Origin of the sequence: Dehalogenimonas sp. THU2, from assembly GCF_039749495.1 — a bacterium.
Lineage (GTDB): Bacteria > Chloroflexota > Dehalococcoidia > Dehalococcoidales > Dehalococcoidaceae > Dehalogenimonas.
The window spans coordinates 101,077-113,738 of record NZ_JBDLLU010000006.1; the positions used below are offsets into that span (position 1 = coordinate 101,077).

Here is a 12,662-nt window from a genome sequence, read left to right on the forward strand (position 1 = left end):
CGCTTGCGCGGCGCCCGCTGGCAGGTAGCTTCCGCTCCGGTGCCGGAGGACCTCAGCAGGTGTTATCCGGCGCCCATGGCGCGCATCCTGGCCAACCGGGGCATTACCACCACGGAACAGGCCGAACTCTTCCTGACCGGCGATGCCCGCCTCTCCGGCGACCCGATGCTCCTGCCGGATATAGAACAGGCCATGACCCGCGTTTATCAAGCCATCCTCCGTGGCGAACACATCGCTGTCTACGGCGACTTCGACACCGACGGCATCACCGCTACCGCCATAATGGTCACCGGCCTGAAATGCCTTGGCGCCGATGTCATCCCCTATATCCCCCACCGCATGACCGAAGGTTATGGCCTCAAGACCGCCGCCCTGAAAAAACTGTCAGAAATAGGCGTCACCCTGGTGGTCAGCGTGGACTGCGGCATCAGCGCCGTCACCGAGGTCAAGGCCGCCACGAAGTTCGGTCTCGATATCATAGTCACCGATCATCACCTGGCACTGCCGGAACTGCCTCCCGCGGTGGCTGTAGTCAACCCACGGCGGCCGGGCTCCCGGTACCCCTATAGTGACCTTGCCGGCGCCGGCGTGGCCCTAAAGGTCGTAGAAGCCCTCTTCGGCGGCATGGGTAAGGCACTGCCCCGGGAACACTTCCTGGAACTGGCCGCTCTGGGTACCGTGGCCGATATCATGCCGCTCACCGGAGAGAACCGCTACCTGGTCAAGGAAGGTCTGAAACACCTGAACGACCACCCCTCGCCGGGACTTTTAGAGATTATCAACCTTTCCCGATTAAAACCGGGGCAGTTAGAGGCGGAAAGCATCTCCTGGACGGTGGCGCCGCGCCTGAACGCCGCCGGCCGGCTGGATCACGCGATGGCCGCTTACGATCTGCTCACGGCTGCCACCGCCGAAGATGCCAGGGACCTGGCGGCTGTGCTTGAAGAACGAAATCTGGAACGCCAGCGGCTGACCCTGACCTACGTCAACAAGGCGCGGGAACAGGTGCTCTCCGGCCCGCTCGGCCCTTTGCTATTCATCGAAGACGAGGAGTGCCCGCTGGGCATACTCGGTCTGGTTGCCGGGCGGCTGGCAGATGAGTTCTACCGGCCGAGCATCGTCGTCCGCCGCGATGCCGAAAAAGCCACTGCCAGCTGCCGCTCGATCCCGGGGTTCAATATCACCGGGGCAATAGATCGATGCGGCCATCTGCTGACCCACTATGGCGGTCACGCGCAGGCTGCCGGCTTCAGCCTTAAAACATCCGACCTGCCGGAGTTATCCGCACTGCTAACGGAGATCACCGCCGGTGAATTGGCCTTACTCGATTTACAGCCGGTGCTGTCGATAGACGCTGAGGCTACACTACGGGAATTGGGTGGCGGGTTATTCCCGATGCTCCAGGAGTTAGCGCCCTTCGGCGAAGGTAATCGCCCGCCGCTCTTCGTATCCCGGTGCGTCAGTGTCACGGATTATCGCACTATGGGTTCTAACGGAGAGCACCTGAAACTGCGTCTTACCCAAGGGGGCGCTGTCTGGGAAGCGGTCGCTTTCAGGCAGGCAGAGGAGATAAAGAAAATCCTCCCTGACCCGTTGGATGTGGTGTATAATCTGGAACTGGACCGGTTCAACGGCCGCGAGACGCTGCGCCTGAACATCGTGGATTTCGCGCCGTCAATCTAACCGCAGGGGTCGACATGAACGATACCGTGGGAATTATTCTGGCACTGATCCTCGCCTATCTGGTCGGCAGCGTTCCCCTGGCCTATCTCATGGGACGTTGGATCAAGGGTTTCGACATCCGCCTGGTCGGTACTAAAAACATGGGCACCATGAACACCTTTTACCAGGTGGGATTCTGGCCGGGCATGCTGGTGCTCACCGTTGACATCGGCAAGGGCGCTCTCGCCGTCGGTATCGCCCGCGCTCTGGAGACCCCGCAACTAATTGAACTGGCTGCCGGCATGGTAGCCGTGGCCGGCCACGTTCTCCCGGTCTGGTTGAAGTTCAAGGGTGGCAAGGGTGGGGCTACCTGTATCGGCGTACTGGCGTTTCTGATGCCCTGGGGGATACCCATCTACGCCGGCGCTTTCGGTGTGTTTCTTCTCATTACCCGTTTCCCAACGTTAAGCTACAGTGTCGCCTTCGTCACTTTCGGGTTCGTCGCGTGGCTGATCTATGATTCGCTGCTCTACGTCGTTTACACCCTGGCGTTGCTATTGATCCCGGGTTTCCAATACATTATGAGGGTGAAGCAGATCGGCGAACGATCGACCGGTTTCAAAGACGCCGTATTTAGAAAGAGCATCCGGGATCGGCGTTAACAGGGGATATCATCGTTCGGGGAAAGTGCCTGCTCCCGAACGGCCGATATGAACATGTGGCGACGGTTCGAATATCCGGGGTTTGTTATTTATTCCCCGCAGGCTTCCGTTTTCCTTCCGGACCATAATAACTGGGATACAGTTTGCCAAGGCATTCCGGGCAAATACCATGGGTGAACTCGGCTTCCGAATGGGTGCTGATATACTTTTCGACGCTACTCCAGTATCCCTTATCGTCACGTATTTGCTTGCAGTTGGCACAAATAGGAAGCAGTCCTGACAGCGTCTTGACCTGGGCCAACGCTTCCCGTAATTCCGCTTCAACCCGGCGGCGTTCAACAATATCCCGCTCCAAGGCCAGGTTAGATTGAGTCAACTCCTTGGTGCGGTCTCTAACCCGATCTTCCAATAATTGCTGATATTCCAGCAATCGTTTCTTACCTTGTTCATAACCGTTTATCAGTCCGACTTCAGCTAAGCCTATAAGACCGATTATTATCATTTCCAGAAAAAGATACGGGTGCCAATTCGTTGAAAGAAAAATCGTTGCATATGGAATGGTAATAGCCCCGAGCGCCGCCCAGAAAAAGAAGCCGACACTGAGACCGAAACGCCATGTCGCCAATGCCACCACCGATAAGAATACCGCTTGCTGCAAAGCAAACAACGTCAGCTGCAGTTCATCGCCTACCGGTGCCTCACCCTGGATCAGACCGGCATAAACAACAACGGTAAAAAATAGTCCCAAGCCCGCTATGAGCCAGAACTGGCGGTTGCGGTAAAGATTCACCGGTACTCCTGAACGAATATAACTCAGCATTTAATCATATCGTTTTCTGGAAAGCAAAATTGTCGGAAAACATGGATTGATATAACTCTGGAAGTTTCGATGAGCTATTAAGGAAGGTGAATTTCATAACTTGAGGTTGATTTTATTATATCAATTACAAGTTAGTTATTCAAAGCTGATCGCGAACTGAGGTCATTCCAAGTAATCCCCGCAATAAATCCTGCGCTGCCGCTTTATCGAGTGGTTCGTTGTTATTGCCGCATTTGGGTGATTGGATACAGGCCGGACAGCCTGATTCACAGGGGCATTCTTCGATCACCTTCAGGGTGGCTTCCCACATCTGTATCATCATCTCATAACCTTTCTCCGAGATGCCGACGCCTCCCGCATGGGCGTCATAAATGAAAATGGTCGCCGCGTCGGTATCGGGATGCAAAGGAGTTGACAGACCGCCGATATCATTCCGGTCGCATAATGCGTAAAGCGGTAGAATCCCGATTGCGGCGTGTTCCATTGCATGCAATCCTCCGGCGAAATCCCGTTCAATCGAAGGATTAGCGACCTGATGCGCCAGCCTTTCCGGTATCTCAAACCACAAGGCTATAGTCTCGAAGCGTTGAGGTGGCAGGGATAAAGGCTCTTCACCCAGCACTTCTTCAGTAAATTGAGCCTTGCGCTTGAAACCGACGACCGTGACCGTGACCTCCACTTCTCCAAGATACACCGGCACACCTCGGACAAAACTCGATCGTAGAACCTTCTTTACCGATAGTTCGGTAATGTCTTTTACCTCGGTGTAATACGTATCTTCGGTCGCTTCGACGCGTGCGATGCGACTGTCGGTATCCAACGCGCGGACAATATAGCTTTCTCCCTGGTGCAGGTAAATAGCTCCGGGGAATAGTTGAAAGAAAGCGGTGGCTGAATCCAGGACTTCCAGCAATGCGCCCGTGCCGCCGTCAAACACGGTGTATTCCTTTCCCGAGGTACCACGGATGCTTAATTCTCTCGCGGGATAAGAGATATCGGCAGTCAGGTAATAATGACCGCGGCGCTCTTTCAGGAGCCCCTGGTTGAGCAATTCGGTCAGACGCTCGATGTAGCCGGTGCCGAAATACACCTCATCCCTCATCGAGAGAGGCATCTCCCAGGCGGCGCACAAGATGTGGCCTGAGGCAATGTATCGATTATCCGGGTTCAACAGCGCGGCTTCATTCGAACGTCCGAAGAAAAACTCCGGGTGTCGCATGAAATACTGGTCCAACGGATCATTGCGGGCAACCAAAATCGAAAGTGAACGTTGTTGCCGTCTGCCGCTGCGCCCCGCTTGCTGCCATGCCGAGGCTACCGATCCCGGATAACCCGTGAGTACGGTAGCGTCGAGTGAGCCGATATCGATGCCCAGTTCCAGTGCGGATGTCGCTACCGCACCGTCTAAAAGCCCCCCGAATAGCTCCCGTTCGATCTTGCGGCGGTCTTCCGGCAAATAGCCCGCCCGATACGACTTGATACGGCCGGTTTTTTCGGGTGCGATCTTTGATAGCCGTTCCCTGGCATGGACATATATCACTTCTGCCAAGCGCCGCGTCCGGGCGAAGGCCAGGCTGCGGATGCCGCGTGCGATAAGGTCAGCGAAGAGAACCGTGGCTTCCGCCGAGGCGCTTCGGCGCTGACTTTTTGCAGGATCGGTGAGTGGCGGATTCCAAAATATAAAGTCTTTGCCGCCATAGGGCGAGCCGTTTGTATCGATAATCGTGAAATCTACACCGGTCAACGCTATTGCGAAGTCTTTTGGATTGGAGAGTGTAGCCGAGGCTAGGATAAACTGCGGCCGCGCCCCGTAACGAGCGCAGATTCTCCTCAAACGCCGCAAAAGAAGCGCCAGGTGAGAACCGAAGATTCCCCGGTAAAGATGGGCTTCATCGATGACAATATACCTCAAATTCGCCAGGTAACGCCGCCATTGCTGATGATTCGGCAGAATGCTCATGTGGAGCATGTCTGGATTGGACAGGATGAAGCGCGCTTCCCGGCGTATCGTGGCACGATCGAAACCCGGTGTATCGCCGTCGAAAGTATCGAACTCGTTCCGGTGGATGATATCCGGGCAAAACAGTTCGGTGATATGGCGTTTCTGGTCCTGTTCCAGCGCTTTGGTCGGCGATAGGTAAAGCGCCGTAGCGTTGGGATCTCTCAACATCGAATCTAACACCGGCAAATAGTATCCCAGGCTTTTACCTGAGGCCGCCGGAGTAGCGATAAAGACGTTTTCACCCCTGACGGCGGCATTCATCGCATCCGCCTGGTGGCGGTAAAGCGGCCACAATTTATGAGCTTGGAGACAGGCCAATAGCCTTGGATCCATAGGGGTATCGAGTGCCCCGAATTCCGCCGGCCGGGAGGGGATTTGTTCAAGATGCGCCATCTGATTTGCCATGTCCGACGTGGCTTGTAGATAGGCGACAAACTCCTGAGTGTTCATACTAGATATCTATTATTTCGATACTCGACTCAAGCATTTCCAGATCGAACGTCGACGCGAAGGAGAGTGCCTTGCTGAGAACTTCGTTGGTATGACGTTTGTCGTTGGAGAGACAGGCAACGGCGATGGCGGCCGTCTGCCAGAGATCCTGATCATCCACCTCGGCAGCCGTAACGTTATACCGGTTATGGAGTTGTGCCACCAGGGATTTTACTACCTGCCTTTTCTCTTTCAGAGAGTGGCTTTCCGGTAGTCTTATGCTGAATTGCAGTATGCCAACATTCATATTCGACCTCAATGGTGGCTTCACTTCATATCAACTAGGGGAACGGGTTCGCTCAACAGAACCCGATGCTGACCGGCGATCACTAGTCTTTCAATCGATATAATACGATCCCCGACGGCAATTTAGGATAAAAGTACGTACTTTTGCGCGGCATGCGGTCGCGGGCATCGGAAATGGACTGGATCGTCTCCGGCCGTACCGGCTTCAGGATAAAGGCGAATTGGAACTCACCGGACTCCACCCGAGACACTGTGGATTCACGATCATGGTCATAGGCGATACGTTCCTCGTCCATGGCGTTCATACCAAGAATCTTTTCCAGCACCACGTGGTCCACCACGCTTACATCCATACCTTTATAAGTTGCGGTATGATCCGCGGGCATCAGGAGTTCGACGATGGCAGGATCTTTTACCGTCAGACTCAACAATTCTTTACCATTCAAGCCGTAAACGAAAAACCGGGAACTCTGCTCGCCCATCAGCGGGTCGATCTGCTGCCAGCCACCGGGTAAGTCGAATCGCTCGACGTCGAAGTATTCACCAAGCCGCCCGGTCAAAGATTCGATACTCTCCACCGGCAGGCCTTTGACCAGACGATGTGTCGGCAGTATAAGCAGCCCCGGATCGGCCATATCGGTCAGCGACATCATCACAAAGTTGAGAGCGGCATCACGCGGAATATCCGGGTTGGCGGCATAACTCTCGTTACGATATGCCAGAGCGCTTTCGTAGCGGTGGTGGCCGTCCGCGATATAGATCGGCTTTTCTATAAATGACCTCTCGATGGCTGCCGCCGCCGTCACATCGTTCACCATCCACAGGCGGTGGAACTCTCCGTTTTCCCCGGTGAATTCCAGCGTTTCCGGCCAGCCGGATACTTGCTCGATGATATCGGCAATCGATCTTTCTTCATCCTGATACAAACCGAAAACTGGGCTGGTGTTGGCCTCAAGTGTACTGATAAGTTTGATGCGGTCCCTCTTGGGACCGGCAAGAGTTTTTTCATGAGGCCGGACGATCATCCTGTCCCACTCCTCCAGCCTCACCCGGGTGAACAGTCCACGGCGCCGCGCTGTCTGGCCTTCGTAGCTGAAGGTGTGTTCATGGAGATAATACGCCGGGGTTTCGTCCTGTTGCAATACACCGGATTTGAGCCATGATTCGAGGTACGTGAGCGCACGGGTATATCGGTTCTCGCTGTCGTCATCCCCCGGCAATGCCTTCGAATACTCGATGCGGATATAATTGTGCGGGCTGCTTTTTAATAGTTCTTCTTCCTGCTTTGGCCCGATAACATCATAAGGAGGGCAGATAACCGCAGTCATGTTTTCGATGGCAGGTTTGTAGCGTATAGCGTTAAAGGAACGGACGTCGGCCATAAATAATCCCTTCTTTCGTGATAAGGCGGAAAACCGTTAGTTTACCCGATTACCAATTGCCTTTCAACTGCCGTAATCGTATTTCATCATTCCCCGAGGTATCAGCGAGATTCGGACACCGTGTCTTCAATTCTATCAAAAAGCCTTCCTGGTTCGCCGGTGATACGTAAGTGGTGCCCGTAATATAGTTCTTACCATGGCGGAGTTCTATCATATTGCTCGATAGAGCCATGGATGAGATCATACCCTTGAACGGTCTTGCCGAAGTGATACGGACATATGGAATTCGCTCAAAGAAAGGTCCCATCCGCGCCAGCAGGTAAGTATTCCTGAACTCGTAGTAGGCGCCAAACCAGACCCAGAGCATGAACCCGATACCGGCGACCCCTCCGATAACCGCAGCCATCCGATATTCTCCGGGTATGATGATCATAGAGACGGCGAGCAGAACAATGATCCCCCAGATTAACAAACCGAAACCCGCGCTTTTGGCTGAGGGATAACGCATGGTTAATTTTCTACGCGATTGAAGCGGTTCATAGCTGCTTCAAGACCGTCCTCAATCATCACTTCGATCGCCTCGACGGCCCGGGTTACTGCCTCGTCGGCAATTTTCCGGTCTATAGCATCAAAATCCGAGAGAACGTGATCCACCACGTATCGCCCCGGTGTGCCTGCGGTTTCCGGCCGTCCGATGCCGATCTTCAAACGGGAGAACTCGGTTGAGCCGGTAGACGCTATGATCGATTTGAGACCATTGTGCCCCCCGGCGCTGCCGCCCGCCCGTATCCTGATGCGTCCCAGCGGCAGGTCCAAATCATCTTGGATGACGACGATATCGCCGATCTTGACCCGATAACGCCGCATCAGTGCGGCCACGGCGTCACCGGAAAGGTTCATATAAGTCTGCGGCTTGGCCAGCGCCACATCCAGCCCGGCAATGCGGCCTTCACCGGCGCGTGAGTGGCAGCATCGTTTGTCGAAGTTGATGCCGTGCTTCCGGGCCAGGGAGCTCAATACAGCGAACCCTATATTATGTCGTGTTCCCGAGTATTCCCGTCCCGGGTTGCCTAATCCGATGATAAGTTTCATCAGAGCAACCTCGGTTGCGGGTCGGTTGATGGTTTCAACTTCGCCAGCAATTCAACTTCGGAGATGATCTCGATACCCAGAGTTCTGGCCTTCTCCAGCTTGGATCCGGCCTCTTCACCAGCGACAAGATACCGTGTGTTTTTTGTGATATTAGGTTTGGTCACTCCACCAACCGCCCGTATCTTTTCCCAGGCCTGTTCCCGGCTCATCGTCTTCAAGGTGCCGGTGATAACAAACTCTTTGCCCCCCAATAGCGACGTTTCTTTCTTAAGCATCGAAACGGGTGGAGTCTGAAGTGCCGAGATTAAACGTTTGACAATCTCCTGATTCTGCGGCTGACCGAAAAACTCGATGACGCTGTCGGCGATCTTGTCGCCTATGCCGGGAATACCGCCAAGTTTCTCCCGCTCCGCTTTAGCCAGGGCTTCCAGGCTACCGAACTCACGCGCCAAAATGGCTGCGTTCTCCTCGCCTATGTGCCGGATACCCAGGGCAAAAATGACATTCGGCAGCGGGCGTATCTTGCTCTTTCCGATAGCGGAAATGATATTGGCAGCACTTTTTTCTCCCATGCCCTCACGGGAAGCCAATCGCTCGGCTTCAAGGTCATAAAGGTCGGCGATGTTCTTGACCAATCCCTCGGCTAAAAAGGCCACCGCTAACCGCTCCCCTACGCCGCGGATATCCATTCCCGGTCGTGATACGAAATGCTCCAATTTTTCCGCGAGCTGGGCCGGACAGGCGGCGTTGGGGCAATAGTACATCGCCTCACCTTCGGACCGGACTATTTCAGCCCCGCAACCCTCCACCGGACAACGGGCTTTCCCATCAGCGCTTCGCAGTTTGTCCTCGATACTGAAAACGGGCGGATTGCCCCTGCGCTTTTCCAACACCGGTCCCACCACTTGTGGAATGACGTCTCCCGCCCGCTGGATGACCACTGTATCGCCGATACGGATATCTTTGCGTCTGATATCATCTTCGTTATGTAATGAAGCTTGCCTGATGACCACCCCGCCCACAAATACCGGTTCCAGTATGGCATAAGGATTCAATGTGCCGGTGCGTCCCACGCTGATACCGATATCTTTCAACTGGGTTGTAGCCCGGTGTGCCGGGAATTTAAAGGCAATAGCCCATCGTGGTTCGCGGCCTGCCGCCCCCAGTTTCTCTTGCTGTACCAGGTTATCCAGCTTGACTACGATACCGTCAGCTTCGTATGGCAGTGTTTCCCGCTTCTCCAGCCACTCGTCATAGAATTTTTCGACTTCATCCATGGTGTCGAATCGTCTGTTGTTGGGATTGGTTCGGAAGCCCCATTCCTTGACCAGGTTTAAAGCCTCCCAGTGACTTTGCGGCATCTCGCCGTTATTCACCCAGCCGAGCATATAGATGAAAATATCCAGCGGGCGGCGGGCTGTTACCTTGGGATCCAGTTGCCGCACCGAGCCGGCGGCGGCATTGCGGGGATTGGCAAATAGGGGAAGCCCTTCCTTCTCCCGCTCCTTATTGAGCTTGTCAAAATTGGCTTTGGGCAGGTATACCTCACCGCGCACCTCAAATCGTTCCGGCGCTGTACCGTGCACCGCAAGCGGCAGACTTCGGATGGTGCGCAGATTCTGCGTCACGTTCTCACCCTCTTCACCGTCGCCCCGGGTCGCTCCGGTGACCAGGCTTCCGTTCTCATAGGTCAGGGCTACCGCGAGGCCGTCCATCTTGTGCTCACAGACGAAACGGAGATCCTCCCCCGGTAAGAGTTTGATAACGCGCTTGTGCCAATCGCGGAGTTCCTCTTTATTGAAAGCGTTGCCCAGCGAGAGCAGCGGTTTACGGTGCCTGATGATACCGAAGGCTTTTAATGGCTCCGCGCCGACCCGTTGAGTCGGTGAATCCGCCGTAACCAATGACGGGTGCTCTGTTTCGAGATGTTGCAACTCGCGGAGCAAAGCATCGTATTCCTCATCGGAAATTTCAGGCGCATCGAGGACATAATACAGATGGTTATGGTGGTTTATTTGGCGCCGCAACTCCAGCACCCGCTCATGAGCATGTAAGAAGTCTGTCATAGCTGTGATAATGTTATATCATAACTATTGTGGCAGTGGATACCTCCGTGTTCCTAGTATTCCTTTTGACCAAACCCTTTAACAATTACGCAAAAAATGCATCACCTTTACGTACATCTACGAATACCATTCACCATTCTATTACGGTCATAATGTTAAGCAAGCGCTGCCCTACTGGCTTGAGTTATATTCTCATTCCCTTCGGCTAGCAACAGAAATTTTTCGGTTTGGAGCAAGGGTGATGGCGGTTGAAAATAACATAACATTCGTGGTGCTTTCATTCGAAGGACCGGACAGGTATTCCCTGGCAGGCGGATTGGGCGCCCGGGCATCCAACATGTCGTTAAGCCTGGGACACAAATTTGACACTCACCTTTTCTTTGTGGGCGACCCCAAACAACAGGGACAGGAGACCGTGCCCGAGACCCGTCTGACGCTTCACCGCTGGTGCCAATGGATCAGTGAAAATTGCCCCAACGGCGTCTACCAGGGTGAGAACGAAAAGGTCGAAGACTTCAGTCGTTCGATACCACCATTCGTCATCGAAAATATAATCAAACCTGCATTAAGCCGGGATGACCGTGTGGTAATTCTCTCGGAAGAATGGCATACCGCTGAAACCGTTTGCCGCTTGAGTGAACAACTCCACGATCACGGACTCCGGGACAAAACAGATATCCTGTGGAACGCCAATAACACCTTCGGATTCGACCGAATCGATTGGACAAGGCTCACTGCCAATTCCACCATCACCACCGTCAGTCGGTATATGAAGCATGTTATGCGTGAAAAGGGTATCAATTCCCTGGTCATCCCCAATGGCATCCCGGAGGAATTGCTACGTGAAATTGATACCGGGGAATCCGCCAGATTAAGGTCGGAGGTTAAACGCGATGTGGTGATGACCAAGGTGGCTCGTTATGACCCGACCAAGGGCTGGAACGAAGCTGTCGAAGCGACGGCAAGACTTAAAAAACAAGGTAAAAAAGCGCTTCTCCTGGCCCGCGGTGGCATCGAGCCGTTCGGGGAAGAGGTCATCTACAATGCCCGCCACTCTGGCCTTAAGGTCAAAGATGCCTTCGCCGGCGGTTCTGGCACCGCTGAATGCTTGGATGCCATCGGGGAAGCTGCGGAAGATGCCGATGTGGTAAACATGAGGTTCCATTGTACCCCGAACCTATTGAAAGTCTTATACAACGCCTCGGACGCGGTGTTGGCTAACAGCCGGCATGAACCCTTTGGCCTCGTCGGTCTGGAAACCATGGCCGCCGGCGGGGTAGCGTTTACCGGAGGAACCGGTGAGGATTATGCTGTCCATCTGGACAACGCGGTTGTACTTGAATCCTGTGATCCCCTAGAAATTGAAGAATACGTCTCATATCTTGATAGGAACGAAACTCATGCGAATAAAATCCGCGCCGCCGCCAGGCAAACCGCCCAACGCTACACATGGGATGAAGTTCTTAAGGGGTTGGTGGGAAAGGTTTCCGGCGTTAAAGAACCAAGCATGACTTCATAGCAAAGTCAACAGTTTATCTGATTGCGGACGGTGGAGCGGGCGACGAGGCTCGAACTCGCGACAACCTGCTTGGAAGTTACTAGCTCAATATCAGCTCCCTATTTCTCAAAGCTGAGACAAACGTAATTCCAATGTCAAAACCACATGGTACAAAACGCTGTAGACCAACTAACTATCAACCATCTCGTCCCATTGGACTCGCTCCAATCCTTAGTCAAAGGATATCTCCTGAACTGTCGCTGTGAAAACAAATCCCCTAAAACCATTGAGGTCTATCAGATGGTTCTGGACAATCTAGTCTGGTTCTTTGAGCAACACAACTTCCCAACTCAGGTTCATCAAATCAATACCACACACATCAGAGAATTCCTTTGGTATTTGACCAGTGAAACCCACCGTTGGGATAGTTCCCACCCCTTAGCGTGTCGTAAGGCAAGTCCTAGCACCGTTCACATCTATTATCGTTCTATGAAAACATTCTTTAATTGGTTGAAAAGAGAAGACTTAATCTCAACCAACCCCTACAGCTTCATCAAACCACCTAAACAGGAAAAGAAGGTGATACAAGCTCTTGCCACAACCGAAATTCAGCGACTTTTTGAGGCGTGTGAGGGTAAAACCATGTACGATGTCAGGAATAAAGCAATACTCTCAGTGTTGCTTGATAGCGGATTGCGTATCTCTGAATTGACCAATCTCAAGTATGAAGACTTTGACCAAAC

11 protein-coding genes are annotated in these 12,662 nt (G+C 53.5%); 4 read left to right on the top strand and 7 right to left on the bottom strand.

Annotated features, from left to right (window positions below; genetic code table 11):
* The first annotated feature begins 3 nt into the window (after positions 1–3).
* Both recJ and ABFB09_RS04785 read left to right on the top strand, forming a co-directional pair.
* The gene (gene recJ / locus ABFB09_RS04780; protein ID WP_347000299.1) at positions 4–1,683 is read left to right on the top strand and encodes a single-stranded-DNA-specific exonuclease RecJ; all 1,680 of its coding nucleotides are present in this window, start codon (positions 4–6) and stop codon (positions 1,681–1,683) included.
* A gap of 14 nt (positions 1,684–1,697) precedes the next feature.
* Complete coding sequence (locus ABFB09_RS04785; protein WP_347000300.1) at positions 1,698–2,324, top strand: glycerol-3-phosphate acyltransferase; 627 nt, start codon at positions 1,698–1,700, stop codon at positions 2,322–2,324.
* A gap of 85 nt (positions 2,325–2,409) precedes the next feature.
* On the opposite strand, the gene ABFB09_RS04790 is transcribed toward ABFB09_RS04785, so the two are convergent.
* The 7 genes from ABFB09_RS04790 to ligA form a co-directional block, all read right to left on the bottom strand.
* The gene (locus ABFB09_RS04790) at positions 2,410–3,144 is read right to left on the bottom strand and encodes a hypothetical protein (protein ID WP_347000302.1); all 735 of its coding nucleotides are present in this window, start codon (positions 3,142–3,144) and stop codon (positions 2,410–2,412) included.
* Positions 3,145–3,283: 139 nt separating this feature from the next.
* Positions 3,284–5,596, bottom strand: a complete 2,313-nt coding sequence (locus tag ABFB09_RS04795; protein WP_347000303.1) for a DEAD/DEAH box helicase — start codon at positions 5,594–5,596, stop codon at positions 3,284–3,286.
* Between the two features lies 1 nt (position 5,597).
* A complete protein-coding gene (locus tag ABFB09_RS04800) occupies positions 5,598–5,882 on the bottom strand; it encodes a DUF503 domain-containing protein (RefSeq protein WP_347000304.1) in 285 nt (94 codons plus the stop codon).
* Positions 5,883–5,964: 82 nt separating this feature from the next.
* Positions 5,965–7,263: a DUF1015 domain-containing protein gene (locus tag ABFB09_RS04805; RefSeq protein ID WP_347000306.1), complete on the bottom strand. Its 1,299-nt coding sequence runs from the start codon at positions 7,261–7,263 to the stop codon at positions 5,965–5,967.
* A gap of 49 nt (positions 7,264–7,312) precedes the next feature.
* Positions 7,313–7,669, bottom strand: a complete 357-nt coding sequence (locus ABFB09_RS04810; RefSeq protein ID WP_347000308.1) for a PH domain-containing protein — start codon at positions 7,667–7,669, stop codon at positions 7,313–7,315.
* A gap of 104 nt (positions 7,670–7,773) precedes the next feature.
* Positions 7,774–8,355, bottom strand: a complete 582-nt coding sequence (gene pth, locus ABFB09_RS04815; protein WP_347000310.1) for an aminoacyl-tRNA hydrolase — start codon at positions 8,353–8,355, stop codon at positions 7,774–7,776.
* Positions 8,355–10,421 (bottom strand): NAD-dependent DNA ligase LigA, encoded by a 2,067-nt coding sequence (gene ligA, locus ABFB09_RS04820; protein ID WP_347000312.1) that lies wholly within the window; start codon positions 10,419–10,421, stop codon positions 8,355–8,357. The genes pth and ligA overlap by 1 nt, the downstream gene beginning before the upstream one ends.
* Positions 10,422–10,662: 241 nt before the next feature.
* Here ligA and ABFB09_RS04825 point away from each other — a divergent pair, with 241 nt between their 5' ends.
* Positions 10,663–11,940, top strand: coding sequence for a glycosyltransferase family 4 protein (locus ABFB09_RS04825; protein ID WP_347000313.1), 1,278 nt, complete (start codon positions 10,663–10,665; stop codon positions 11,938–11,940).
* 279 nt (positions 11,941–12,219) lie between these two features.
* Positions 12,220–12,662, top strand: a 443-nt coding sequence (locus ABFB09_RS04830) for a tyrosine-type recombinase/integrase (protein WP_347000315.1), incomplete at its 3' end; no start/stop codon positions are given.